This window comes from Plantactinospora sp. WMMB334 (genome assembly GCF_049179095.1).
GTDB lineage: Bacteria > Actinomycetota > Actinomycetes > Mycobacteriales > Micromonosporaceae > Plantactinospora.
This window is the reverse complement of sequence record NZ_JBMHME010000002.1, coordinates 3,572,089-3,598,570: the sequence shown is the minus strand read 5'-3', so window position 1 is coordinate 3,598,570 and position 26,482 is coordinate 3,572,089. Positions and strand designations below refer to the sequence as shown.

At 70.5% G+C, this 26,482-nt stretch carries 13 protein-coding genes; 5 read left to right on the top strand and 8 right to left on the bottom strand.

What is annotated here, in order from left to right:
* Positions 1-33: 33 nt before the first annotated feature.
* The 4 genes from ACN27G_RS15360 to ACN27G_RS15345 all read right to left on the bottom strand — a co-directional run bounded on the left by ACN27G_RS15360 (position 34) and on the right by ACN27G_RS15345 (position 9,494).
* Positions 34-1,338 carry an FAD-dependent oxidoreductase gene (locus ACN27G_RS15360; RefSeq protein ID WP_421493484.1) on the bottom strand — a complete coding sequence of 435 codons (1,305 nt, stop codon included), beginning with the start codon at positions 1,336-1,338 and terminating at the stop codon, positions 34-36.
* Between the two features lie 36 nt (positions 1,339-1,374).
* Positions 1,375-3,204 (bottom strand): fatty acid--CoA ligase FadD11, encoded by a 1,830-nt coding sequence (gene fadD11 / locus ACN27G_RS15355; protein WP_421493483.1) that lies wholly within the window; start codon positions 3,202-3,204, stop codon positions 1,375-1,377.
* 254 nt (positions 3,205-3,458) lie between these two features.
* Positions 3,459-6,884 carry a hypothetical protein gene (locus ACN27G_RS15350; protein ID WP_421493482.1) on the bottom strand — a complete coding sequence of 1,142 codons (3,426 nt, stop codon included), beginning with the start codon at positions 6,882-6,884 and terminating at the stop codon, positions 3,459-3,461.
* A 279-nt stretch (positions 6,885-7,163) separates the two neighbouring features.
* Positions 7,164-9,494, bottom strand: a complete 2,331-nt coding sequence (locus ACN27G_RS15345; RefSeq protein WP_421493481.1) for a beta-L-arabinofuranosidase domain-containing protein — start codon at positions 9,492-9,494, stop codon at positions 7,164-7,166.
* Positions 9,495-10,492: 998 nt separating this feature from the next.
* Between ACN27G_RS15345 and ACN27G_RS15340 the strand changes: the two genes are divergently transcribed.
* From ACN27G_RS15340 to ACN27G_RS15330, 3 genes are all read left to right on the top strand, one after another.
* Complete coding sequence (locus ACN27G_RS15340) at positions 10,493-11,923, top strand: extracellular solute-binding protein (RefSeq protein ID WP_421497333.1); 1,431 nt, start codon at positions 10,493-10,495, stop codon at positions 11,921-11,923.
* On the top strand, positions 11,920-13,956 hold the full coding sequence (locus ACN27G_RS15335; protein ID WP_421493480.1) for an ABC transporter permease subunit: 2,037 nt from the start codon (positions 11,920-11,922) through the stop codon (positions 13,954-13,956). Before ACN27G_RS15340 ends, ACN27G_RS15335 begins: the two co-directional genes overlap by 4 nt.
* 186 nt (positions 13,957-14,142) lie before the next feature.
* On the top strand, positions 14,143-15,231 hold the full coding sequence (locus ACN27G_RS15330) for a serine/threonine-protein kinase (protein WP_421493479.1): 1,089 nt from the start codon (positions 14,143-14,145) through the stop codon (positions 15,229-15,231).
* A 109-nt stretch (positions 15,232-15,340) separates the two neighbouring features.
* On the opposite strand, the gene ACN27G_RS15325 is transcribed toward ACN27G_RS15330, so the two are convergent.
* Positions 15,341-18,427, bottom strand: coding sequence for a hypothetical protein (locus ACN27G_RS15325; protein WP_421493478.1), 3,087 nt, complete (start codon positions 18,425-18,427; stop codon positions 15,341-15,343).
* Between the two features lie 102 nt (positions 18,428-18,529).
* Complete coding sequence (locus tag ACN27G_RS15320) at positions 18,530-21,109, bottom strand: ATP-binding protein (protein ID WP_421493477.1); 2,580 nt, start codon at positions 21,107-21,109, stop codon at positions 18,530-18,532.
* A 431-nt stretch (positions 21,110-21,540) separates the two neighbouring features.
* On the opposite strand from ACN27G_RS15320, the gene ACN27G_RS15315 reads away from it, so the two are divergent.
* Together ACN27G_RS15315 and ACN27G_RS15310 are read left to right on the top strand one after the other, a co-directional pair.
* Complete coding sequence (locus ACN27G_RS15315) at positions 21,541-22,083, top strand: hypothetical protein (RefSeq protein ID WP_421493476.1); 543 nt, start codon at positions 21,541-21,543, stop codon at positions 22,081-22,083.
* A gap of 258 nt (positions 22,084-22,341) precedes the next feature.
* The gene (locus ACN27G_RS15310) at positions 22,342-24,351 is read left to right on the top strand and encodes a tetratricopeptide repeat protein (RefSeq protein ID WP_421493475.1); all 2,010 of its coding nucleotides are present in this window, start codon (positions 22,342-22,344) and stop codon (positions 24,349-24,351) included.
* Here ACN27G_RS15310 and ACN27G_RS15305 read toward each other — a convergent pair.
* Together ACN27G_RS15305 and ACN27G_RS15300 are read right to left on the bottom strand one after the other, a co-directional pair.
* Positions 24,301-25,239 (bottom strand): carbohydrate kinase family protein, encoded by a 939-nt coding sequence (locus tag ACN27G_RS15305; RefSeq protein ID WP_421493474.1) that lies wholly within the window; start codon positions 25,237-25,239, stop codon positions 24,301-24,303. The two genes, ACN27G_RS15310 and ACN27G_RS15305, sit on opposite strands and share 51 nt — an antisense overlap.
* A 10-nt stretch (positions 25,240-25,249) precedes the next feature.
* Positions 25,250-26,452: a hypothetical protein gene (locus tag ACN27G_RS15300; RefSeq protein ID WP_421493473.1), complete on the bottom strand. Its 1,203-nt coding sequence runs from the start codon at positions 26,450-26,452 to the stop codon at positions 25,250-25,252.
* Between the last annotated feature and the right edge of the window lie 30 nt (positions 26,453-26,482).

Below are 26,482 nucleotides of genomic sequence, written 5' to 3'. Positions count from 1 at the left end.
CGCCCGCCGGGCCGTCGCCGGCGGTCGGCGTCGCTACCTGGCCGCTCCCTCACTGTCGTCGGGGGAGCGGCGGGCGGCCCGCAGGACCCGCAGGACCATGGCCGGGGTCATCAGCGTTTCCGGCCGGGCGAGCAGATTCCGCACCCGCAACGCCTGGCGGGCCACCGGGACCGAGGTGCGGCCGGCCCGGAAGACCATGTCCAGGTAGCGGTTGACCACGCCGGGGCCGCCGGCCCGGGCCGCGAGGCGCCACGGCACGTCGACCACCCTGGCGGCCCGCCGGTAGAAGGCGCGGGGCAGCCTCGGTGAGGTCGGGCCGTGGCGCGCCACGGCCCGCCCCAGGGCCCGGGCCTGGAGGGCCGCCGACGACATCCCCTGTGCGTGGACGGGGTTGAGGCTGCAGACGGCGTCGCCGAGCACGAGGAATCCCGGCGGGGTACGGTCCAGCCATTCCACGTGCCGGCGCTGACTGGCCGGCATCCGGTGGGTCAGCACCGGTGTCCGGACCCTGGACCGGGCCAGGACGTCGGCGATCACCGGCGCTGGTAGGCGCCGGGCGAACTCCTCGTAGCCGGCCGGCTCGATCGGGGGTGCCTCACCGTGGAACGAGCCGAGGGTGATCATCCACCGGTCGCCCTCCACCGGCACCATCACGCCCATCCGGTGGTCACCGGGAAGGTCGTTGACCACGACGGCGGGGGCGCCACCGAGATCGTCCGGCCGGCGCGGCACCACGCACGTCCCGCAGGCCACGTCGATGCGGATCGCCGACACCTGCGGCGCGGGAAACCCCAGCCCGGCCAACTGGTCCAGGAAACGGGTGTGCCGGCCGGTGCACGCGACCACGAGGTCGGCGCGGTGCCGCACGCCGTCGACCTGCACGCCGACCACCCGGCCGCCCTCCAGGACGAGGCTGTCGACCGGCGTCCCGTCGGCGACCGACACGTTGGGCCGCTGCCGCAGCAACCGTCCGCGGATCGTCCCCTCCAGCAGCGGCCGGCTCATCGACAGGGCAGGAAAGCCGGGATCGGACGGTATCCGGTGTCCGCGCCCCCGATGGCGCACCGGCTCGTCGGCGTCGAGCGGGACAGCGCCGGCTGCCACCAGCTCGTCCGCCAGGTCGGGGAACCAGCCGTCCAGCAGCCGCTGGCCGGCGACCAGCAGGACATGGGCATGACGCCCCTGCGGGACGCTGCCGCGCGGGACCGCGTCCCCGGGCAGGCGGTCCCGCTCCAGAATCCGTACCTGATCGACGTGATCGCTCAGGACCCGGGCGGCCAGCAGACCGGCCATGCCCGCGCCGACGACTATCGCGCTGGTGCGCTGACGCCTGCCCATCGACTGCCTCCGGCTCACGCCCGGGCCGGCTACGGGTTAGTTCGTGGCCGACGCGGACGCCGGTGCGAGGGCAGCGTCGGGTTCCAGGACGCCCGCTCCCGGCGAGTCGGCGTACAGCGCCTCGATCTCGGCGGCGTACTTCCGCGCGACCGGCCTGCGGCGCAGCTTCGAGGTCAGGGTGAGCTCGTCCCCACCCGGCTCCCAGAAGGTCGGCAGGATCAGGAACCGCTTGATCTGCTCGGCCCGGGACAGCCTGGCGTTGGCCTCGGCGATCCCCGCCCTGATCCGGCGGACCACGTCCGCGTCGGCGGCGAGCGCCGTCGCGGACGCGTCCGGCAGACCACGTCGGGCGGCGTAGGCGGCCGCCGTCTCGGCATCCAGCACCGCCAGCGCCGTGTTGTACGCCCGCCCGTCGCCGATGGTGGCGATGCCGCCGATCAGCGGGCAGGCGTCCTTCATGGCCTTCTCGATGTACGCCGGCGACATGTTCTTGCCGGCGGCGCTGATGATGAGCTCCTTCTTCCGGTCGACCACGGTCAGGTAGCCGTCGTCGTCCATCGTCATCACGTCGCCGGTGTGCAGCCAGCCGTCCTCGTCGATAGCCTTGGCGGTTTCCTCCGGTTGGGCACGGTAGCCCTTCATCATCAGTGGCCCGCGCACCAGGAACTCGCCGTCCTCGGCGATCCTGCCCTCCATCCCGGGCAGCGGCCGGCCCACCGTGCCCAGCCGGTGCTCGGCCGGCGAGACCACGCTGGCGACGCAGCTCAGCTCCGACATCCCCCAGACCTCCGTGATCGGCACACCCAGCCCGCTGAAGAACGCGAGAACCTGCTTCGGGATCGGCGCCGCACCGGAGACCGCCCACCTCAGCTGGTCCAGCCCGAGCCTGGAGCGCAGCGTGGACAGGACCAGAGCGTCGGCCCTGGCGTACTCGGCGGCCAGTTGCGCGCTCAGCGGTGCGCCCGACATCGCGGCCTCGGCCCTACGCGCCGCCACGTCGAGCGCCCAGTCCATCCCCGACCTCCTGGCCTCGTCCGGCTCGGCCGCCACGGCCGCGAGGATGCCGGCCCTGAGCTTCTCCCACACGCGGGGAACCGCTGCCCAGATCGTGGGCCGGCAGTCGGCCAGCGCCGCGGCGATCTGCCGGGCGTCGGGGACCACGGTGATCTGGGTGCCCATCGTCTCCTGGAAGTACAGCGCGGCCACCCGGTCGGCGATGTGCGCGCTGGGCAGGAAGGACGTGGTCCGGTCGCCGAATCCGACCGGCAGCACCTCGGCGACGGCGTACACCTCGAACAGCAGACTCCGGTGGGTCATCTCCACGCCCTTGGGATCGCCGGTCGTGCCCGACGTGTAGATCAGCGTCAGCACGTCGTCCGGCCGCACCGCCCGCCACGCCGCCTCGAAGTCGAAGGCCGGCGAACCGCGGCCGACCAGCTCCGCCACGCTGATCGTGCCCTCCGGTGCACCGTCGACGCACACCAGGTGCTCGACGACGGCTCCGGACCGGCGGATCCGCTCGACGTAGCGTTCCTCGCACACCACGACCGTCGCACCGGCGTTGGCGAGCACGTGGGCCAACTGCTCGGCGGAGAGCGTGTTGTACACCGAGAACGACGTGGCGCCGAGATGCTGCGCCCCGACCTCCAGCGGATAGAACTCCAGCCGGTTGGCCATCATCAGCGCGACCGTGTCGCCCCGGCCCACTCCGAGCGCGCTCAGCCCGGCGGCGACCGCACGCACCTGATCCGCGTACTGCCGCCAGGTCACGGTCGCGGTGTCCCCGACCGTGCGCAGGGCGACCGCGTCCGGGTCCACGGCCGCGATTCGCTGGAACGCTTCGCAGAACGTTCTGGGCGTGCTCATGCTCGATCCAATCGTCCGATTCGGCCCGGGATTGCTGGTGTTCCGGGACCGCTCCACCATCGGACCTTCCGTGACGTCGAGGCTTGGTCGAACTCTGAGGATTCTCTGAGGAAGAGGATTCTCCGCGGGAGCAGCGCACCCAGGGCGTGCCGTCGCGGAACGGGGAAGGGCCGGTCCTTGCCGGACCGGCCCTTCCCCGGCGTCGACCTGTCAGGGGGACCCGGTCGCCGTTGTGGTACCGCGTGCGTCGAGTCTCAGGCCGGCGCCGCCGGCCCCGGCGCGACAAGCGTGAAGGTCAGCGTCGTGACGTTGCCCGCCACGTCATACGCCCTCAGCTCGTTCGCCCCGAGCACCGCCCCGAACACCCCGGGCCTGACGCCGTTGAGGTCGGACCAGGTGTTGTCGGTCAGGTCCTTCCCGACCCCGTTCAGGGTCAGCCTGTCGACCCTGCCCGCGTCGAACAGCTTGAACGACACCAGCTCGTAGCCGGCCGCCGCGCTGCCGACCGTCTCGGTGGCGCCGTCCTTCACCGTCACCGTGGGACCCGTGACGTCCAGCGTGAAGGTCAGCGGCGTGACGTTGCCCGCCACGTCGTACACCTTCAACTCGTTGCTGCCGGCCCTGCCGCCGAAGGTGCCCGGCCTGACGCCGTTGAGGTCGGACCAGGTGTTGTCGGTCAGGTCCTTCCCGACCCCGTTCAGGGTCAGCCTGTCGATCTTTCCGGCGTCGAAGAGCTTGAACGAGACGTTGCGGTAGACCCCGCCCCGTCCCTTCGACTCCGGCTTCACCGTGACCGTCGGCGCGGTCGTGTCGGGCGCGGCCGGGACGGAGATGTCGGTCCGCATCGGGGGCAGCCCGGCCTCGTCACCGAGATAGAAGCTGGCAAACCCGAACTGGTCGTAGCCGGTGTTCTTGTTGGCCACGCCGACGCGGTACATCGGGTCGTGCATCAGGGTGCGGATGCCGTACTCGGTCGGGGACAGGGTCGTGACGATGGCCAGACGGTTGCCGGAGGCCCGGAGCACGAGCTCCTCGCGCCAGTCGCCCAGCAGGTCGGCCTTGAGCGTCGGCGTGCTCTTGTTGCCGGTCGAGGTGAGACCGGTCGCGAGATACGGCGACGTCGCGAAGGTCAGGTCGTCGACCGTGCTGATGGTCGCGCTGCTGGCGGCCATCGCCGTCAGGCCGCCGCCGAACCAGATGGCGTACTGGCCGCCGCCCAGGTTGCGGCTGCCGTTGAGCAGCTCGCCGGTGACCATGCTCCTGGCACCGTTCTGCGAGTGTCCCTGCGCGCCGGGCCAGCGGTTGGAGAAGTTGCCCGCCACCGTCCCCTCGGTGTCGGAACCGGCGTACACCCCGTAGATCATCGAGTTCTCGTGGACGATCTCGCCCTGGTCGTTGCGCCGCTTGCCCGCCATCGGGTCATGCGCCTCGGTGCCGGGCAGCCAGCCCGATTGCCGGCCGGTGCGGATGTCGTCCAGCAGGTTCTCCTCGCTGCCGGACCACATGCGGACGGTGTTGTCCTTGTCGACCGGAAGCAGCGCGCTGCGGTCGCCGTGGCGGAGCGGGGCCCAGGTGTTCAGCGGGTTGTCCCGGACCGCGTCGGTGGCGAACTCGAAGCTGCCGGCGACCGGCGGAACGCCGTCCTGCCCCTCGATGGTGGGCATGGTGTCGCCGTTGAGCACCTCGGGCAGGATCTTCGTGCCGTCGGCGTTCAGGTCGAGGACCAGGGCCTTGATCACGATCTCGTCCCGGCCGTCGCCGTCGAGGTCGCCGGAGGAGGTGTGGTGGTTGCCGCGGTTCTGGTAGTCGTAGGCGGTGCCGCCCAGCGACCAGTACTGCGGGTCGGCCGAGTCGAAGCTGGCCTGCAGCACGACCTTGCCGTCCACGATACGGAAGGCGGCGAGAGTCGTCCGCGCGTAGTAGCCACGCTGGGAGACCGCATAGTTGTGCGTGCCGTCCAGGGCGGCCACGACGCCGACGTAGCGGTTGCCGCGGTTGCCCTGCGCGTCGCCCCAGGAGGCCGCCTTCCACGGCTTCTCGAGCCAGTAGGCCTCCGACGGCGCCATCATCTGCGACTTGTAGTCACCGGGGCCGCTACCGGCGCCGGGGCCGGGGTAGGCCAGGTAGGCGTAGTTGCCGCGCTGGGTGGCGGGTGTCATGGCCCAGTTGTCGCCGTCGACGCTGCCCTCGTAGGGGAACGGATACCTGGCGCTGTCCACCAGCACGCCCCTGCCGGCGGCGGCGTCCCACCTGAAGGCCGAGAAGAACTCCTGGTCGTCCTTTGCGGGGCCGATCGGGCCGACGTGGTACGTCTTGATCCACCGCTTGAGAGCCGGATCGTTGATCCCGTCGTTGCCGCCTCCGGCCACCGGGCTGCGGTAGCTGATGGTGAAGCTGTTGAGGAGCGACCAGTAGGTGTCCAGCGCCTCGGTGTCGCCGGCGGTGAAGTACTCCTTGAACGTGTCCGTGGTCGTCTTCAGGCCGTCCGCGCCGCCCACGACGGTGTCGAGGGTGTTCGGGTAGACGACGGACTGCGACGCCTCGTCCCAGTTGCCGATGCGCGTGCCCAGCGCGGTCTTGAGCATCAGCTCGGCCCTGCCGTCACCGTCGAAGTCCTCGGCGAACAGGGTGGTCTCGTGGTCGTTGGCCGCCCTGACATTGTAGCCCATGTCGACGCGCATCAGCATGGTGCCGTCGAGCTTGTACACGTCGACGTATTCCGGAGCGGTCGTGGTGTTGCTGCCGGCGAAGATCGGCTCGGAGTACATCGGGTCCTGCTGGGTGCTCCGCCACTTCACGACGATCTCGTATTCGCCGTCGCCGTCGAAGTCGCCGACCGTCATGTCATGTGTGGAGTAGGGGCTGCTCTGCGACGTGTGTATCGCGCCGGTGCCGGTCTTGGCGTAGGGCAGCGTGGTGCCGGAGTCCAGGTTCTCCACGTACTTGACGAACTCGGCTTCGAGTTCCTTGTAGAGCGCTTCGGTGATTCTGCCGTCGACGAGAGAGTTCGTCAGTGGCCGGGGGGTGGGGTAGGTGGCGACGCCGAGGGCGTTGGGAGTGGTGTTGTGCTCGTTGAGCCGCGCGACCCAACCGTCCAACTGCTCCTGGGTCACGGTCGCCTGGTCGTCGTACGCCACCCGGAAGCCTCGCAGCAGATCCATGTCGACGACGTACCAGTTCTGGTTTCCGGTGCCCGGGACGACCATGTTGGCCGCGTTCAGGTTGGTGCCCGGGCCGAACCGCTGGCCGCGGTAGGTGAAGTGCACGAGCGGCACGGGGGCCGGCGCGGGCTTGAGCGGGATGTAGGTCGCCGCGCCCCTGTTGGCCTGGCCCGCCTGGCCGGTCAGGGCCGACAGCATGGGCACGCTCATGCCCTGCCGCTCGCCCTCGACGCCGCCGACGACCGGGGCGACCTCGTAGCCGGAGGTGAGCGTTCCGTCCGGGTCGGTGTAGTTGGACGGGGTGACGTTTTCCTTCACGACGCCGGGGTTCGTGTCGTAGTCGCTCTCGGGCTGGACGTCCCTGGGCGCGATCGTGGCGATTTTCGCGAACTCCGCACCGCTGTCTTTCCGGTAGACGTTCCAGGAGATGCCGTCGGGTTCGTTGCCCAGAAAGCGCCAACTCAGCAGTATGCCGCCCGGGGTCTGGGCGGCGACCAGGCCGCGGGTCAGATACTCCATCTGGCGGGGACCGGCGGCAGGGGCGGCGTTCGCAGCCGGAGACGTGAAGCCACACAGGGACAGGCTCACCGCGAGCGTCAGGGGCAGGGGTACGACTTTGCGCAGTGTTTTGTGCACTTTGTTCTCCATCTCGCTTCGCCCGTCGTTGGGCAAGCGCTTTCCCGCATCCTCCCGCCTACCGCTCGGTCGCGCAAGATCCAACTTCGCTCCGTGGCCGCCGCCGCGATCAGCGGCGACGGCATGATCCGCCCGGGTGGTCGCGCCGGGCCGGGGCGTGGGTCAGTTGCGGACCAGCCGCCAGCGGTTGTCGGCGCTTCCGTTGTCCGGGTCCTGCACGGCCTGCGCGCCCCAGGCGGTGGAACCGTCGAGGATGCCGAGCAGCTTGCCGGTGTGCACGTTGCGGATCTTGTAGGTCCCGTCGCCCTGGTCCAGCAGTGTCCAGAGGTGGTCGGCGGTGCCGTTGTCGGCCCACTGGAGCACCCGGGCGTTGTTGGCGGTGGACATGTTCTCCACGCCGAGCACCTTGCCGCTGTGCACGTTGCGCAGCTTGACCGCGCTGCCCTCGGTGACCACGATCCAGTTGTGGTCGGCGGTGCCGCTGTCCCCCCACTGCACGGCGAGCCCGCCGTCGGCGGTGGACATGTCCCGGATGCCGAGGACCAGGCCGGTCCCGGCGTTGACCAGGCGGTAGCTGGAGGTGCCCGGGTCACTGCCGCCGCTGGTGTTCCAGTAGACGGTGTAGTTGTGCCCGTGCGCGTCGTAGAAGGGACCGAGGTTGACCGTGGCGCCGTTCGCGGTGGCGGTGAAGGCCAGCGAGTTGCTACCGGTCCGGTTGACCGACGAGACGGTGAGCGCCGGCAGGGCGGACAGGGCGGTGTTGCCGTAGTTGCCGGAGAGCACGACCGGGCCGTAGGTCACCGCGGCGACGTTCGGGTTGTCGTTGGCGGCCTGCGTGACCACCCGCATCGGCAGCCGGACGGTGAGGGTGTCCCCGGCGGACCAGGTACGGGTGACCGTCGCGTAGCTGCCCGGGGTGGTGGCGACGTCCTGCACCGTGCCGTTGACGCTCATCGTCGCGCCACTGGTCCAGGCCGGGATACGGACCCGGATGCTCCACGAGCCGCTCATGCTGCCGGAGAGGGTGAGCGTGCTGGTGTCGCCGACGGGAAAGGTGGTGGTCTGGGTGACGGTGATGCCGCGCTGGCTCCAGGTGAGCACCGACGGCAGGAAGAGGTTCACCGTCAGCGTGTTGCCGTTGTGGAAGTAGACGGAGTCCATGAGCGCGGTGTTGACCTCGATGCCGGTGCCCTGGCAGCACCAGAACGAGTTGTAGTCGGTGCTCCAGGTGCCGCCGCCCCAGGCCGGGCCCACGCCGCGCCGGCCGCCCGGGTTCAGCGGGGTGAAGTATGTGATGTGCCCGCGGTTGTCGGCCGGGTTCTGTGCCCCGATGATGTGGTTGAGCAGAGCCCGCTCGTAGAAGTCGAAGTACGCCGCCCGGTTCGGGTCGAGCAGCCACAGCTCGCGGGTCAGCTTGAGCATGTTGTAGGTGTTGCAGTGCTCGCAGGTGTCCTGCCGGAGGTAGCCGGCGATGGCGTTCGGCGGGCGGAAGTGCTCGGCCTGGCTGTTGCCGCCGATCGCGTAGGTGTGCGCGCCGACCGTGATGTTCCAGGCGTTGCTGGCGATGTCCCGGTATCGGGTGGTGCCGGTCGCCTTGTACTCCCGGGCGGCGCCGATCCACTTCGGCACCTGGGTGTTGGCGTGCAGACCGTTGAGCTGGTCGGAGCCCGCGGCCAGCGGGTTGAACACGGCGGCGTGGTCAAACCGTTGCGCCGTGGTCAGCCAGCGGGCGTCGCCGGTCTGCTGGTAGAGGTCGGCGAGCACGGCGTTCATGCCGCCGAACTCCGTGCCGAGCATGTTCTGCATCTGGCTCGCGCTCAGCCGGCCGGTACGCCAGTCGACCCAACCGGCCAGCGCCAGCAGCACGTCCCGGGCCTGGTTGTTGCCGATCTGGCGCCAGGCGTCGAGCAGTCCGGCCATGGTCTTGTGGATGACGTAGTACGGCACGTTGCCGTTGCTCAGCGTGCGCGCCTCCAGGGCGGTGAAGTCGGACTCGGGGAAGCCGCAGAGGTAGCCGGGGTTGAAGCCGGCGGCGGAGTTGTTCGCCTGGCACCTGGCGAGTTCGGCCACCATCCGGTTGGCCTTGTCCCGACAGTTGGAGTCGCCGAGCACCGCCCAGGCCTGTGCCCAGGCGGTCAGGAAGTGTCCCTGCATGTGGGTCCGGAACGGGAACGACGGTGCGTCCCACCCGCCGTTCGAGGCGGCACCGTTGGTGCCGAGCCGGTGATTGGCCCGGAAGTTGTAGAGCAGCCGCTCGACGTCGACGAACCGCAGGTAGTTCAGCGTCCGGTTCTGGTTGTCCAGCCACCGGCTGCTGGTCAGTCGTACCTGGCCCAGCTCGAACGGGTGGGCGGAGACACCGATGTCCGGACGGGCCGGCGGAACGGCGGCCGCCGCGGCTACCTCGGCGATTCCGGGGCCGACGGCGGTGGCGACGGTGGCGGCACCGGCGCCCTGCAGCAGCCGGCGCCGGCTCACGGGCGGGAACGACACGGTGGTTCTCCATCTCACGGGAAGCGGTGGGCCGGTGGAAGCTGGCCCCTGGACGGTCGAGGCGGGCCGCGGGCCGGACTGCTGAGCAGCAGTCCGGGCGACAGCGGTGGGACTTTCCTCGTGCCCGAGCCTGTCGCGGCAGGCGGCGGTCCTTCGGGGTCGGAGCGGGGTTGCGGCGCTTCCGCGGCTGCGCTGCGCGCCGCGTGTCCGGGGCCGGCGAGCCCGCCGTGGCTTCTGGACCGCGCGGGCCGAGGCGTCGCCCCCTGGCGTGCGGACGGGCGGAGGTCAGCGATGTCGTGGCGAGCTATAGATGTGAGCGATAACATATATCGACGTCAACGCGATAGCAAGCCCTGGTGCTGTGTGGGGTTTGCGGTGGCGTTACAGCTTGACCCATCACCCGGCAGGCGGGGCGGGGCCTGGGGGCCCCGTGTGCCGCTTCCGGGGGCCGAGAGATCATGTTCACGCTAACACCGCAGCTGTCAGACCGAAGGCCCGGGTGGCCGGACCCACGTTGGCGCGAGTCGGTCGCGGCGGGCGCGGTAAGGAGCGCGAGGAGCGGGTCCTCGGTGTAGAGCGAGGAGTGCGACATCGGCGTCGGTGCACCTCGGCATCGCAATGAGGAACGACATCGCTGGATGGCGAAGGCCCAAGGAGCATGGCCGACGCCGATCGCAACTCGTTGACGTCGATGAATGGCATCGACGTCCTGGATTTTGCCGCTTCTCTCTAGGCGCGACTTTCCGAGATGGGTAAGGTGAGCGCACCGCCGGGCAGGTCGACGTCCCAGGCCGGCGGTGCGCATGTCTCGGGCAGGTCGGGGGGAGGGCCCGTCGCGCCCGGGGCAATTTTCCGATGACTGCGCGACAGAGGCGGGCTGCGACCACCCGTTCGGGCGATCGGTCCTCGTGTGCGGTTCGCAGGTGTCACAAGGGAGGCGGCCGGCCTTCCAGCCTCTTCGGCGTGCGGCTGTGAGGTAAGGAAGGAGGCGAGTGGCCATGGAGGACAACCCGTTGTGGTCCCGGCGCGGCTTTCTGGGGCTCGGGGTGGGGGTGCTCGGCGCGGCCGGTCTGGCCGCGTGCGGAGGCGACTCGGAGTCGCCCCCGGGGGCGCAGGCGGAGGTGCCGCAGGAGCTACTCGACGCCGCGGCGTCGTTGCAGGGCTCCTCGATGGGGATGTTGTCGCAGAAGCTGTATTCGACGGCGGCGAACGACATGCTCGACAGCTCCGTCAAGAAGTTCGCCGACACCACCGGGACGAAGATCGAGAACAGTCTGGTCCAGGCCGACGCCGGCGACGTGGTGGCCAAGATCGACGCAGAGGTCAAGGGCGGCGTGGCACGTGACCTGGCGTTCATGACCGACTCGCGGTTCGTCGCGCAGTTCCAGGCGCTGGGCGACCTGGAGGAGGTGACGGACGTCGTCGAGGCCCTGACGGCCAGGTACGGCGAGCCCTGCGCGGAGGCCAGACACTTCTGCGTCTTCGACGGCAAGTGGTTCGCCATCCCGTACCACTTCATCGGGATCGGGTCGTTCCTGCGCAAGGACTGGATGCAGGAGAAGGGCATCGCCCCCAAGGACGTCTACACCTGGGAGGAGGTGCGGGACCTGTGCCTGGCGATCTCCGATCCGGGCAGGCGCCGGTTCGGCTGGGGCATGACCGTCAACCGGTCCGGTGACGGCAACGGCATGATCGAGGCTCTGATCAACTCCTACGGCGGGGCGATCGCCTCCAACGACGGCCGGAAGGTCACCTTCGACTCGCCCGAGACGGTGCAGGCGGTGACCTTCCTGGGCGACATCTACACCAACCCGAAGTACAGGTCGATGCTGCCGCCGGGTGTGGCGAGCTGGACCGACACCAGCAACAACGAGAACTGGCTCGCCGGGGTCACCGGCTACACCCGCAACAGCTTCAGCGTCTACGCGGACTCCAAGACCAAGAAGAACCCGGTCTACGGCAACACCCACGTCTTCTCCGACTGCATCGGGCCGGCGACCGACAAGTCCCTGCTCTTCGGCCAGTCCCAGGCCTTCGTCGTCTTCAAGGGCGCCAGGAACGCCGCGCTCGCCAAGCTCCTGGCACAGTACCTGGTCAGTGCGCCGGCGCTGGTCGGCGTCGCCAAGGAGGCGCCCGGCCTGGCGATGCCCGCCTGGGAGAAGGTCTGGGACGCCGACCCGTTCTTCACCAGCGGCGACCCGGCGTTCTCCATGCTGCGCACCATGTCCCAGCAGCCGCTGCCGCTCTCCACCAGGAACGGCCTGGCCTTCCCCCAGACGGCCAGCGCCGGCCAGCAGGCTGTCGTCGCAGCCTACGTCCTCACCGACATGATGCAGCAGGTCATCCAGGGAACGACGCCCGCACAGGCCGTGACGGCGGCGCACGCGAAGATGGTGCAGATCTTCACCCAGCAGGGGCTGCCGCAGTGAGGTTGGTTCGCCCGGCGCCGGCCCCGGCGACGAGGGCATCCTCGCCGCCGGGGCCCGGCTCCCTCACGACGAGCCAGCGGCGGCTGGGTCGTGACTGGCGGCTGGCAGCGCTGTTCCTGGCCCCGACGGCCGTGCTGGTCGGGGTACTCGTACTCCTGCCGATCGCCCGGTCGATCGTCACCAGCACCACGGAACGGCACGGCTCGGAGAGCGTCTTCGTCGGATTCGACAACTACCTCGCCCTCGTCGGCGACGAGCAATTCCACACGGGCGTGGTGAACTCGTTCGTCTTCACCGCGTACGCCGAGGTGTTCAAGGTGGTGCTGGGGCTGGCCGCGGCCCTGCTGCTGCACCACCGGCGTCGTGGGCGGGCCCTGCTGACCGGCCTGCTCCTGGTGCCGTGGGTGGTGCCGACGGTGGTGACGGCGTTCAGCTGGCGCTCCCTGCTCGACCCGATCTTCGGCAGCGTCAACGCGCTGCTCACCGCCTCGGGGATCGGGCCGCTGTTGGCCTCCGCGCAGCTGGTCGAGAGCTGGCCGGCGGGCTGGCTCTCCGACGCCTCGCTGGCGATGCCGTCCGTGATCCTTGTCAATGTGTGGAAGGGCGTGCCGTTCTTCACGATCTGCTTCCTCGCCGGGTTGAAGGCGATCCCGGCGGAGGAGTACGAGGCGGCGACCATCGACGGCGCCTCGGCGTGGCAGCGGTTCGTCCACGTGACGCTGCCCGGACTGCGCCACGTGATCACCGTGACGGTGACGCTGTCGTCGATCTGGACGTTCAACAACTTCGACCTCATCTGGCTGTTGACCCAGGGCGGCCCGGGCGACGTGACCGCGCCGTACGTGCTCGTCGCGTATTCGAAGGCGATCCTGCAGCTGCAGTACGGCGCGGGGGCGGCGGTCACGCTCGTCATGCTGCCGATCATCGGCGGGCTGGTGTTCGTCCTCGTCCGGTTGTTGCGCCAGGACACCGGCGTCACGCCATCCCGGCGTACCCGGACGACGCGGTGGGCCGGGCCGGCGCGGTGGGCCGGGCCGGCGCGGCAGGCGCTGCCGTGGGTCGTCAGCGCGGCGGTCGCCGGTCTGCTGCTCTGGGCGTCGCCGCAGATCTTCTGGAAGGCGGCGGTGGTCCTCGGGGTGATCCTGCTGGTCGCGGCCGCCGTCGGTCGGCTGACCTCGGCGTTCCAGGCCCGGGGAGGTCGCCGTGCGTCGTCCCTCGTCTCGGGCCTGGGCTCCGGTGTCGCGCTGGCCAGCCTGCTCGCCTTCGTGCTCGGCCCGATGTACTGGATCGCCGTCACGGCCTTCAAGTCCGAGGGCCAGGTCGTGATGCGCGAACACGACCTGTGGCCGACGCCGTGGACCCTTGAGCAGTTCGGCGCCCTCTTCGCCAACCAGCCGTTCGGCCGCTGGTATCTCAACACGGTGCTGGTCTCCGCGGCGTCCACCGCGGTGGCGCTGCTCTGCGCCGCCCTGGCCGGCTACGCGCTGGCCCGGCTGCGGTTCCGCGGGGCGCAGGGTTTCACCGTCACGGTGCTGATCACCTACGTGATGCCGGGCGCGTTGCTGTTCATCCCGCTGTACCAGCTGCTCATCGGGGTGCGGCTCACCGACTCGTTGTGGTCCCTGGTGGTGACGTACCCGACCTTCACGCTTCCGTTCGCCACCTGGCTGCTGGCGGGTTACTTCTCGTCGATCCCCGTCGAGCTGGAGGAGGCCGCCCTGGTCGATGGCTGCACCCGCCTCCAGGCGTTCCGCCGGGTGGTGCTGCCCCTTGCCAAGCCGGGACTGCTGGCGGTCGCGCTGTTCACCCTGACCAATGCCTGGAACGAGTTCCTCTTCGCCTTCGTGTTCATCACGAAGGACGACTACAAGACGCTCCCCGTGGGAATGCAGTCGATGATCGCCGGAGATGTCGTGCCGCAGGGGCAGCTCGCCGCGGCGTCGCTGCTCGTCAGCATCCCGGTCGTGGTCATGTACGCCTTCGGGCAGCGCTTCCTGACCGAGGGGCTGACCGCGGGCGCGGTGAAGGGCTGACCGCGGGCGCGGTGAAGGGCTGACCTGGTCAGCGAGGGCGCCGCGGCTGGGTGATCGTTCCGCACCAGGAGGCCCCGCAGCGCGGGCACCTGGCTCGGGCGGTTTGTGCGGGGCCGACCGTGGGTAGCGCTGTTTCCGACCGTCGTCGACCGGACCGGCGGCGGGGAAGAGGTGTCGGGGGCGGGGATGCCGGTGTTGGACGGGCGGTACCGCCTCGATCGGCGAGTCGGGGCCGGCGGTATGTCGGAGGTCTGGCACGCGCACGACGAGGTGCTCGACCGGCCGGTCGCGGTCAAGCTCATCACCCTGCCGTACGCCGATCCGGTGGCCGGTCGGGCGACCGTGGACCAGGCCCGCACGGAGGCCCGCTCGGCGGCCCGGCTCGCCCATCCCAACATCGCCAGCGTCCACGACTTCGGCCTGGCGCCCCTGCCGGACGGTCGGCCGGCGCCGTACATCGTCATGGAGCTCGTGGAGGGCGAGACGCTGGCCGCGCATCTGCGGCGGTCCGGGGCGCTGGATTGGCGGATCGCGGTGCGGGTCTGCGCGGAGACGGGCGCCGCGCTGGCCGCGGCCCACCTCGGCGGCGTCGTGCACCGGGACGTCAAGCCGGCCAACATCGTGCTCACCCCGACCGGGGTGAAGGTCCTTGACTTCGGCATCGCGGCACTGGTCGGCGAGCGTGACCCGGTGCCCGGGGGCGATCTGGTGGGGACGCCGGCGTTCGTCGCCCCGGAGCGGCTCAGCGGGGTCGGCGCCAGCCCGGCCACCGACGTGTACGCCGTCGGCGTGCTGCTCTATCTCTGCCTGGCCGGGCGGCTGCCATGGCCGGTACGCACCGAACCGGATCGGCCGTTCTCCCACGTCCACCGGACACCGGATCCGCTACCACCGGTCGCCGACCTGCCCGCCGACGTGGCCGAGCTCTGCCAGCGGTGCCTGAGCGCCGACCCGGCCGACCGGCCGACCAGTGCCGCCATGGCGCTGCTGCTGGCCGAGGCGGTGGATGCGCAGGTGTACGTCCCGGTCGGCGTCCTGCCGTCACCCTCCCGTCCACCCGCCCCGGCGCCCCGGGAGCCGACGTCGGCCGATGATCCGGTGCTCGACGAGGTGACCCGGGCCGGGGCCGTGGAGCCGTTCTCGCCGCCGCCATCCCGTCGGCGCGATCCGGCCGGCGACGCGCCGGGTCCCGGTTGGCCTCCACCGGCTCCGGCAGGGTCCGGTTCGCAGGCCGCGGGTTCGCGGGCCGCACGCCCGGGACGGCACCGCGCCTGACTCCGCCGCGAGAGCTGTCCACGCGAGCCGCCAGGATGCCGTGGCGACGGTGCCCGCAGCCTGCCGTCCTCGGTGACCAGGCCGCCGGTGTGGTTGCTCGGCGGGGTGGTCAGGTGGGTTTCCCGCGGCGGCCACGTGCCAGGAGCAGGCCGGCGGCGGCCAGCGCGGCACCGACAACCGCGACGTGACCGGGGAGATCGGCGGGGATGCCGAGGTGGACGGTGATGCCGAGGATGCGGGCCAGGCCCCAGGGCAGCAACGCCATCTGGTCGTTCCACACCGTCAGCGCGCGCTCCAGGCCGACCGCCCCGACCAGGCCGGACAGCAGCGCGAGCGGGACGGCTGCGGCGGTCACGGTAAGCCCGGCGGCGCTTCGACGTCGCAGGCCGTAGCGGTCCCGCAGGATCCCGGCGGTGGCGACGAAGAGCCAGCCGAACGCCGCGAACGCGACGGTGAGGTACGCCGTGCGCGCGGCCGGTGCGGTCCAGAAGCCGAACCAGCACCCTCCCGGTCCGCGTCCGGCGAGCACCGCCAGCAGCAGCACGCTGCGCAGCAGCGCGACGCCGCCGATGGTGGCCCAGAGGTGGAACGGGTCCCGTCTTCCGACGACGAGGCGTGCGACGAGCGCGAACAGCACCCACCCGCCGAGGGTGACCAGCAGGTGCGCCGGAGCGGCGAACCAGGTGAGGACGAGCCGGCTCGCCACCAGTACCACGGCCGGGACCAGCCACACGAGCACCCGGTCGACTCGCGATCCGGGCGTCGGCAGGGTGGCGACCCGCCACGGCAGGACCGCGCCGAGCAGCAGACCCCGCGCGGCGCCGCCACCGGTGCCACGTCCGCCGAGGCCGAGCAGCAGCACCAGCACGATCAGTCCGAGCAGAACCCGGGCCGCCCAGGCCATCGCGGGATCCCGGTCCGCGCGCAGCGCCCCGATGTCCGCGGCCGTGAAGTTGTACGCGGGCAGGTCCAGGTCGCCGTCGTAGCGTTGCCGGTGCACGTCGCGCGCACCGCGGTAGGCCGTCTCGGCCAGCCGCCAGCCCCGGTAGGCGGCCGGGGATCCGGTGTCCAGCCACTGCGCGTGCCGCAGCACCATGGTCCGGTAGGCGCCCAGGGTCTCGAAGAGGTTCACCTGGTAGTCGAGCGTCCTGGTGAAGTGCCTGCGCAGTCCGGTGTCCCGCCAGGTCGCCGGATCGGTCGCGGCGACCAGGTCACGCATGCGTCGGGCCAGCATGATGGCCTGCTCGCCCTCGGCGATCGCCTCGTCGACGCGATCGCCGGTCACCGCGTAGATGCTGTGGAGCGTGGCGGAGTCACCGGTCGGGATGTCCCATTCGAAGATCCACATCATCGGCGGCGGTTCCAGGCCGAGCGCCCGCACCGAGCTGTCCGCGTACGGTCCGACGTACAGGCCCGTGGTGACCGCCTGCCGGGACAGTGCCATCGCCTGCCCGATCGCGGCGACCGTGGCCGGATCGGCGGAGAACACGCGGTACGCCCAGTCCGCCGTCATCCGCGCCGGGTCGGCGTCGGGATTCCAGGCCAGCCGCCCGACGGCGTAGGTGTTGAGGTCGTACAGCTGCCAGAAGCCGGCGCGGAGGTAGAGCGACATGGGTCCGGCGCGCAGCGGGCCGCCGTCCTGGGTCCAGTTCCAGACGCCCTCGATCCTGGGATTGGCGGCGAGGAACTCGCGCAGCGCATGGCGGTGCAGCGGGCCCAGGTCGTTGGGTAGCGCACCGAACCCCTCGAACTCGCGGCGGGCCTGGAATTCCACGATGCGCCGGTGCGTGCCGGCGAGCAGTGTGGTGTTCAGGGGCAGGTGGCTGTAGAAATCGCCGAGGGTGTACTTGGTGGACACGAGCAGGTGCGGGTCGTCGAATCCGTCCAGCACCTTCGCGTACGACTCCGGGTTGGTGTGCAGGTCGCCGACGGCGCCGACGCCCACGGTCCAGGTTCGGAAGATGACCTCCTTGCCGGCACTGCCGGCGGTGTCCAGCAGGGCTCGCAGCATCGCGCGTACGGAGGCGTCCGTGGTGACCACGAGCTTCGACGAGTAGTCCCAGCCGTCCTCGGCGTACACCTCGCCGCCCTCGCCGACGCGGATCATCAGACCGTCGACGAACGGCATGCTGTCGAACAGTTCGGCCAGCCCGGCCTGATAGACCGACCAGAGCCGGGGATCGGCCGCGTCGAGGCCGCCGACGGTCCTCGTCAGGTACGCCTCCAGCGGCGGCGACACCGCGAGCATGTCGGTGAGCAGGAAGACCTTCACGCCCATCAGTTCGGCGTAGCGCAGGACCGGGGCGAACGCCGCGACCATCGCGTGGGCCCGCTCGACGTGCGGGTCGCCGGGCGGGTAGACCGCGTGCCCGTCGGCCACCTTCGCGAAGGTCACGTATTCCAGAAAGCCAGGAACGACGATCCCGTTGTAGCCCTGCGCCACCGAATGGTCGACGAACTGCCGGAACTCCGCGCCGATCCGGGCCACCGCCGCACCGTCCACCCACGGCGCCTGCGGCAGCAACGCCTGCCCGACCACGTCGGCGTTCAGGCTGTAGTCGTCGCCCCGGGCGAAGGCGTCCGGATCCGCCGCACGACCGACCGAGCCGGCGTCGGTCAGCCGCAGGCCGAGCCGGGGGGTGACCACCCGGCCCGCGTCGGCCGCGGGGAGCGCCTCGGCGCCGGAGCGGATCCGGTCGGCGAGCCGGTACAACCCGGCCGCGACCCCCGCGACATCGCTGCCGTCGACGGCCAACTCGGACTCGCTGACGCCGATCCGGTACGACTCCGGCGCTGCGGTCAGGGTGGGAAGCACCTGTGCCCGCAGCGTCGTCACGCCCGGCGGAGCCGGCGCCGCCGTGCCCGGGGCGAGCCTCTCGGAGGTCGAGATCGGACGCGCCGTGCCCGGGGTGACGACCGGCCGGGGCAGACCACGGAGGACGACCGCGTCGGCGACGGCGACGGCGGCCTTCACGACGCGCGGTTCGTCCGGTACGGCGAGTGACGCCAACGGCGGTGCCGGTGCGGCGACCCGCGGCGGTGCGGCGGCGACGTCCTCACGTGGCACGGCGGCCGGGGTGTGGTGCAGCCCGAGCGCGCCGCCGACGACCCCGGCCACGGTCGCGCCGAGCACCAGCAGCACGGCCGCGGCGACAAGCAGCGGATACGGCCTGCGGACCCGGGTGACGTGAGCCACACTCGCATCCTGTCACACCGGCTGTCCTCAGCCAGGCGGGCCATCACGGCGGCGGACGGCGTAGCCGCGCTGTCCCCGGCCCGAGGCCGGCGCCTGGGCTGGCTATCGGGGTGGCCCGTCCGGGCGGTCTTCCGTCCGGCCGGCGGGGGCGCTGAGCTGTTGATAGATGTCTCGTGCCCGGTCGAGGTGTTCGGCGGCTTGTCGCTGGTTGCCGGTGTGCTGGGCGCAGCGGCCAACCCCTTCGAGTGATTGGGCCTCCTCGCGTCGGTTCTGGGCGTGCCGGGCCAGGTGCAGGGCTCGTTGGTGGCAATCCAGTGCGTGCGCTGGTTGATTGCGGGCCAGCAGCAGCTGTCCGAGTTGGTTGAGCACCTGTGCTTGGCCCAGTGGGTCGTCGTCGGCCTCGGCGATGGTCAGGGCCTCGTGGTGGAGCGCGTCGGCGGTGTCGTGTCGGCCGGTCAGGCGCGCAAGGGTTCCGAGCTGGTTGAGCGCGTCGGACTGGCCGGTCCGGTAGCCGAGGTTGCGGTAGAGGGCCAGTGCGCGGGTCAGGGCGTGTTCGGCCGCGGTGTAGTCGCCGTTGGCGGAGTGCACGGTTCCGAGGTAGGTGAGGGCGTTGGCCTCGCCGAGGCGGTAGCCGAGTCTGCGGTGGATCGCGAGGGCATCGGTGAGCGTGTGCTTGGCAGTGGGCAGGTCACCGGTTTCGCAGAGGGCGGCGCAGAGGTAGTTCAGGGCGCGGGCTTGTCCGTGACGATCGCCGAGTTCCAGGTAGATGTCGAGCGCCCGTCGGTGGGCGTCGATGGCAAGGTGGTAGTCGCTGACGATCTGATGGGCGGTGCCGAGCTGGTTGAGGGCGTCGGCCTGTCCGTGTAGGTCGCCGAGTTCGTGGTGGATGGCAAGGGCCCGCTGGAGGGCCTGGATGCCGCTGAGGCGGTTGTCGGTCTGGTGGTGCACGACGCCGAGTTCGTTGAGTGCGGCGGCCAACCCGTGCCGGTCGTCGAGTTTCTCGTAGATGGCGAGTGCATTCTGCAGGTCGCTGATGGCTGCCGGATGGTCGCCGGTGTGGCGGCGGACGGTGGCGAGTTGGGTGAGGGTATCGGCGACGCCGCAGGGGTGGTCGAGCTGTTGGTAGAGGTCGAGGGCCTGGTGTAGGGCGTTGGTGGCGGGCGTGTAGTTGCCGGAGGCGCGGTGGACGGTGCCGAGTTCGCGCAGGGCGTCGGCCTGTGCGCGTCGGTTGCCGGCCCGTCGGGCGGCGGAGGCTGCGGCCTGATGGAGCGAGACCGCGTGGTCCCAGGGACCGTTGTCGCGCAGGTAGGGTGCCGTTGCGGCGGCGAGCGTGACGATGCGGTGGGTCTGTTGGCCGGCCGTGAGGGCGCCGAGGCAGGCGGCCAGGTTTCCGCGTTCGGCGTTCATCCACGCCAGTGCGTCCTGCCGGTTGTGGATGTCAGGCAGCGCGGCCGGCGTGCGCGGGGAATCGTCGGGGCGGTGTCGTCCGGGTCGGGCCAGCTGGCGGTTCGCGATCTGGGCGGCGTGCTGGTAGTAGTCCAGCAGGCGGTTGGTGGCCTCGGCCCTGTCCCGGGCGGGGTCGCGGCCGGCCCTGTGCCGGGCGTACTCCCGGATGAGGTCGTGCATGCGGTACCGGCCCCGGTTTGGCTGGTCAACGAGGTGGTCGTGATAGAGCGTCTCAAGATGTCGTCGGGCCTGGGATGGGCTGATGGCGTCGAGGGCAGCGGCGGCGTACGGGTCGATTTCCGTCCCGGGATGCAGGCCGAGGCGGCGGAAGAAGCGGCGGAGGCCGGCAGGTAATCGGCGATAGGACAGGTCGAAGGCGGCCGCGACGCCGATGGTCTCGGCGTACATGTGGTGCAGTCGATCGTTGGCGCGGCTGAGTTCCTGGACCAGGTCGGCGACGTGCCACTGCGGCTCCGGGTAGAGCCTGGCGGCCAGCAGGCAGATCGCCAGGGGTAGGTGGCCACACAGGTTGACGAGCTCGGAGATGGTGATGGCGTCGGCGCCGACGTTTGGTCGGGCGGCCCTGGTGGCGAACAGTTCGCTGGCGTGTTCGGGGGAGAGGGTGGTCAGCGGCAGCGGCACCGTGTGGTGGCGGCTGCTGAGGCCGGTCAGGCGCCGTCGGCTGGTGATCAGGACGAGGCAGCCGGGAGCGCCGGGCAGGAGGGGTTCGATCTGGTCGTGGCCGGCGGCGTTGTCGAGGATGATCAGGGCCTTCTTGCCGGCCACGCGGCCGCGCCAGAGGGCGGCGCGGGAGTCGGTGTCGGTCGGGACCTGGCTGGCGTCGAACCCGTCGGCGGTGAGGAGCCCGAACAGGGCGTCGGTAGGTCGGACTGGCCCCTGGTGGGGGCTGTGGGCGTGCAGGTCGATGAAGAACTGCCCGTCCGGGAACCGGTGCGTGAGGCTGTGGCCGGCGCGGACGGCCAGTGCGGTCTTGCCGATTCCGGGCATGCCGTCGATGGCGTGGACGGGGATCGTGTGGTCGTTGTCGAGGAGGTAGGCGACCTTTTCAACCAGGCTGCGCAGCTCTGGGTCCCGGCCGATGAAGGCGGGTGTGTCGCGGGGGAGTGTGTTGCTGACCGCGGCGGGCGCGGGTGCGGGCTTGTCGTAGATGTATTGGTTTCCGGCTGCCTGGTAGATGCGGTTGTTGCTGCGCGCCTGGAGGTTGCGCTCGGCCATCGTGGGCGGGCTTGACGTCGGATCCGGATCGGGTGCGTCGGCGCCGCGCGCGGCCTGTGCCGCTCGGTCATGTGCCTCTGGTCGGGGGTTGCTGGCGGTGGCGGTCATCATGATCGCCTCGATGTGTGGATCGAGTCGTACGCGATGCCGATGCCGTAAGCGTCCAGGATGGTGGTTGCGAGTGCGGCGAGCATCGAGTTCATGGGACCCCCCTTGGGACGGCGTTATATCCACGGTAAACATGCGAGTCGATGTCGTGTTTGCTCCGTCGCCAATCCAACTTGATCGGTTTAAGTCGATCTCAAAGACCGTCTGCCTGGTCGACCTCGTGGCCAGCGATTCCTCATGATTGACTACGGGTGCGCCGCTTTCCGGCTGTCGGGTCCCCGCTCGCTATTCATGGGATTCGCTCCTCTTCTTTCCTGCTCTTGATGGCCGCCGCTGCCTGTACTCTTTGCCTGATTGCACATTGTGGGGTAATCACTGTCTCGGTTGTCGTGCCTGACACCGGTACCGACGTAATCTTCAAGATCTGTCTGGGTCTACCGGTCCGGAGGTGGGACGTGACCGACCCCGTGATGGTGGCTGTGGCATCGGCGCTTGCTGCCAAGGCCGCGGAGGGTTTGTCTGACGGCGGTAGGGCCGCGTTCTCTGCTCTCGCACGGTTCGTGCGGCACAGGTTGCGTGGCGATCCCGACTCGGAGAGGGCGCTGGAGGCCGCCCGGGCGCAACCGCACGACGACGAGTGCGTGCGGCGGCTGGCGGCGGTTCTGGAGACGGCCGTGGCTCGGGACCGGTGGTTCGCCGAGGAACTGAACGAGCTGTGGATACAGCTGCGACACCGGCCCGTTGCCGGTGTCGACGCCGGCAACGGGATGGTCAACCGGGCGATCGGTCCGGTGAGCGGCACCCTGGTGCAGGCGCGGGACGTCCAGGGTGGGATCCGCCTGGGGCCACCTGGACCGGGCTCCTGAGGGGGTCCACCCGACTTGGTGAGTAGCCCGCCATGCCTTGACGGCCATCGATGCTTGTGATCGGTGGGGAGTCGGGGCAACTGTTGAGGCGGCCGGGAAGTGGGGCGGGTATGCGTAATGTCGGGGACCAACGAGACCGATAGCGTCACCAACGTCACGCGCGGCACCGTCGCGGGGTCCATGGTGCAGGCTGGCAAGATCGATGGTGGCGTACATTTCCACCATCGGGACGAGAGCGGCATTCCGGTTCCGCGACAGATGCCGGCGCCATCGGCACACTTCGTCGGACGAGAAGCGGAACTGGCGCACATCGACCGGCTGGTCGGCGAGCCGAGGACAGGTCCCGCGTTGATCGTCATCAACGGAGCCGGTGGAATCGGCAAGTCAGCCCTGGCTCTCCGGTGGGCACAGCGGGCCGGTCCGCGGTTTCCCGCCGGCCATCTGTACGCGCACCTGGGCGCCTTCGATCCCGCCGGCCCGGTAGCCCCGGGTGAGATCCTCGGCCAGGCACTGCGGGCACTCGGCATCGCCCCGCAGCGTGTCCCGGCGGGTGCCGCGGAGCAGGCGGCGATGTTCCGATCCCTGACAGCGGGCAAGGCGCTTCTCCTGCTGTGGGACGACGCCGTATCCGCAGCCCAGGTCCGCCCGCTGCTGCCAACATCGTCGTCATCCGTGGTCCTGGTGACGACACGGTGGCGGCTGGCCGGCCTGGTCAGCGACGGCGCCCGCTTCCTGACCGTGGCCCCCCTGCCGGAACCGGCCGCCGTCGAACTGCTCACCAGGACGGTCGGCGAAGACCGCACCGGCAGCGACCCCACGTCAACCTCGTCGCTGGTGCGCCTCTGCGCAGGACTCCCGATCGCCTTGACCGTGACCGGCGCCAGACTGGCAACCCGCCCGCGGTGGCCGATCCGTCGCATCGTCGACGAACTGACCGAGGACGGTCGACGACTGCGGAGCCTGGGCGGACACGGGGACATCTCCATCCAGAGCGTCTTCGACCTGTCCTACCAGGAACTGTCCGAACCCGGAGCGCGGTGCTACCGCGCACTGGGTCTGCACCCGGGACCGGAGTTCGGCCTCGACGTGGTGGCAGCGGCCCTCGGCGTCGGACGGCAGGAGGCCGTCGGGATGCTGGACGCCCTGCTGGAGGCGAACCTGCTCGACGAAACCACCGAGGACCGGTACAAACTTCACGACCTGATCCGGCTACACGCCAGACAGTGCGCCGAAACCGACCCGGACCACCCGCTCCTTACCCGACGCATCATCGAGTGGTACCTGGCCGGGGTGTCGGCCGCGGACCGGCTGCTGACCCCGTACCGCCGCAAGGACCCGGACAACCCCTTCGTCAGCTCGGAGACATCGATCGTCGGGTTGAGCGACCGGGACGGGGCGCTAGCCTGGCTGGAACGAGAACGCGTCAACCTCGTCGCCGCCGTCCGACACGCCGCACTCCATGATCAACCGTTGCTGGCCTGGCAGATCTCGGACGCGATGTGGCCGCTGTTCCACTACCACCGGCATCACCGCGACCGACTGCAGGTCGACCGTATCGCCGTGGAATGCGCCCAGCAGCTGCACGACCGCGACCGCGAGACGAAAATGCTGCGCCGGTGGGCCTTCGCACACTTCGACCTCGCCCAGTTCGACATGGCACGGCAGCTGTTCGAACGGTGCCTGCGGCTGTGCAACGAGACCGCGGACGGGTACGGCACGGCGTCAGCAGTCGAGGGACTCGGCCTGGTCGCCCTCGCACAGCACCAGTACCCGCAAGCCGCCGCACTCTTCACCCGTCAACTCCGACTGTGCCTCGACTCGGGTGAACCTCGCAGGACCGGACTGGCCCTGCTCAACCTGGCAACGGTCGCCAACGAATCAGCCCGGCACCAGCAGGCGCTCACCCACCTCGACGACGCCGCAGCGATCTTCGCCAGCCTCGGCGACGTCGACCCCTACAACGACGCCCGGATACGCATAGAAGCGGGCCGGGCGCTCGGCCGCCTCGGCGACCGCCGCCCGGCCCGTGAAAAGCTGACCCACGCCCTGGCCGACATGCGGCGCCTCGGCTCCCCGCGAGGCCAGGCACAGGCTCTCCACCGGCTCGGCGAACTCGCCCTGGTCGAGCAGGAGTTCACCGAAGCCCACACCCACCTGACCCGAGCCCTGCACCTCTACGAGGGCAACGAAGACGCCGAAGCCGAGCAGGTGCGTCAGCTAGCCTCCCTGATCCCACCACCCGACGCTGACCCGCACCGGATGCCGTAACCGCAGCCGCGCCAGCTCCGATCCGCTCAGCAGCGCCGAGGTCGGCCGGCGGTGACCGACCCGCCATCCAGCGAAAACGACCGCGTCACCGAGCGCCTCCACCGGGTTGCCGGTCGCCAGCCAACTGTGCAGAAACGCGGCGAAGAGACTGTCGCCAGCGCCGGAGGTGTTGCGCACCCCCAGCGGTGCCACCGCGGCGGCGGTGACCAGGCGACCGTCACGCAACCCGAGCACGCTGCCCCGCGCGCCGCAGCCGACCGCGGCCATCGTCGCCCCCGGATATCGCGTCAACACCTCCGCGACCCACTCCGGCGCGGGACACGGCAAGCGCTCTCCGCTGCAGAAGATGATGTCAGCAACCTCAAGCCATGGCTGGTGATACGCCTCGTGCACGTCGGCGATCACGTTGACGTCGACCGCGACCGGCACGCCCTCCCGCACCGCGGCGGGGAGGAGTTCCCGCACGAATTCCACATTCGTCAGTACCGCGAGGTCCGCACCGGCCAGAGCCCGCACGAACCGATCCTCCGGATACCCTACCGCGTTCACCACCGACAAATATGGATAGACCATCCGGGCGCCGTCGGGCGCCACCAGCACCACGGTCTGCGACGAACCCGGCCCCTCGATCACCCCGGAGCCGTCCAGACCCGCCGCACGCAGATGTGTCCGCACCAGTTCACCCGGCACGTCCGAGCCAACGATCGAACACAGATCGACGTCGTCACCGAGATGCCGAAGGACGGCCGCGATCTGTGCACCCGCACCACCGAGCCCGGCGTCGATCCAGGCCGGCGCCGAGACCGGTGCGTACCCGACCGGGAAGCCATCGACCGCCAGATGAACGGCCAGGCTCGCCACCCCGGCCACCACAATCCTGCTACCCATCCCGCACCCCTCACCACTCGACCAACACCGGCGGACCGACCTGCCTGACCTCACAGCCCTCCGACGGCACGGACAACGCCAACAGCCGGTACATCTGCGCCTGAAGCAACCGCGCCGCCCGCCCCGGCTCGGAGGTGACCGCCGACGCGACCGGCAGGTACGCCCCCTCCCGGCTCGCCCTCGCCGCGGCACGAATCTGAACTGGTAGCGGTTGGCCCGCCGTCAGCGTTGGCGCCGCCCTCGCCAGCCGCTCCGTGGCGGAACCGGGCGCGACGCAGCCGAGCGGACTGCAGGCGCGCAGCACCGGTGTCCCCGCCGCGGCGGCGTAGGTGGTAGCCGAACCGTGGTCACCGATGACCACGTCCGCGGCCGTGACGAGCCCACGCCATGTGGTCGGCTCCACCACCCGCAGGCCGGATCGCAGTTGCCGGCGCAGCCAACTGAGGATCTGACGACGCCCGTGGCACCACACGCCGGGGTGCATCACCAGCCGTACCGCGTACGCGTCCGGCGGCAGCCCGTCGAGCAGGTCGACAAGCGTCCGCCACCAGCGGGCCATCAGCGACTCCGGTCCCCAGGTGGAACTGACCGCGACCAGAGTCCGCCCGTCACCGACGTCGAGGGACCGCCGGTACTCGTCACGATGCGGTGCGGTCGCGACCAGTCGATCCAGGCACAGATCACCCACCACCGCCGCGACCGGAACCGCCTGCGGACACTGCCGGGCCAGCACCTCGATCACGTCTCGGTGCGACAGCGCCACCATCGCCGGAACGAGCCGTCCGTACCACGTCAACCAGGGCGCTCCCAACCCCACCACAAGCCCGCTGGCGGGCCCGCCCAGGGCCGCTGGCGCCATCTTGTTGTTCACCACCCCGTGCGCCAGCATCACCACCGGGCCGTGCAGTTCGTGCACGCCGCCGCAGTCGGCTGCCACGACCAGGTCAAAGTCGATCTCTCTGGCCTGAGACCACGGGATCACCATCGCGCCGAGCGCCCGCAGGTGCTCCTGCACACCGCCGCCGAACATGTCCGGTGCCTGGCTGAACGCCACCTGTATCCGCTGGTCACACTCGAGCAGCTCGATCGCGTCCAGCACGTGCCCGGCAGCGGCCAGCGTGTGGACGACCGCCAACACCAGGCGCTGCGTCGTCGCGGTCTGCCACCGCGCGCCGTCCCTGCCGACCGGAACCGTGATCCAGTCCTGGGTCATCACACCTACCTCGTTTCCCGCCGCGTCGAC

Excerpts from the sequence above, each read along its gene's own strand:
- ACN27G_RS15360 (WP_421493484.1), bottom strand. The coding sequence starts at position 1,338 with ATGGGCAGGCGTCAGCGCACCAGCGCGATAGTCGTCGGCGCGGGCATG.
- fadD11 (WP_421493483.1), bottom strand. The coding sequence starts at position 3,204 with ATGAGCACGCCCAGAACGTTCTGCGAAGCGTTCCAGCGAATCGCGGCC.
- ACN27G_RS15350 (WP_421493482.1), bottom strand. The coding sequence starts at position 6,884 with ATGGAGTATCTGACCCGCGGCCTGGTCGCCGCCCAGACCCCGGGCGGC.
- ACN27G_RS15340 (WP_421497333.1), top strand. The coding sequence starts at position 10,493 with ATGGAGGACAACCCGTTGTGGTCCCGGCGCGGCTTTCTGGGGCTCGGG.
- ACN27G_RS15330 (WP_421493479.1), top strand. The coding sequence starts at position 14,143 with ATGCCGGTGTTGGACGGGCGGTACCGCCTCGATCGGCGAGTCGGGGCC.
- ACN27G_RS15320 (WP_421493477.1), bottom strand. The coding sequence starts at position 21,109 with ATGGCCGAGCGCAACCTCCAGGCGCGCAGCAACAACCGCATCTACCAG.
- ACN27G_RS15315 (WP_421493476.1), top strand. The coding sequence starts at position 21,541 with ATGGCCGCCGCTGCCTGTACTCTTTGCCTGATTGCACATTGTGGGGTA.
- ACN27G_RS15310 (WP_421493475.1), top strand. The coding sequence starts at position 22,342 with ATGCCGGCGCCATCGGCACACTTCGTCGGACGAGAAGCGGAACTGGCG.
- ACN27G_RS15305 (WP_421493474.1), bottom strand. The coding sequence starts at position 25,239 with ATGGGTAGCAGGATTGTGGTGGCCGGGGTGGCGAGCCTGGCCGTTCAT.
- ACN27G_RS15300 (WP_421493473.1), bottom strand. The coding sequence starts at position 26,452 with ATGACCCAGGACTGGATCACGGTTCCGGTCGGCAGGGACGGCGCGCGG.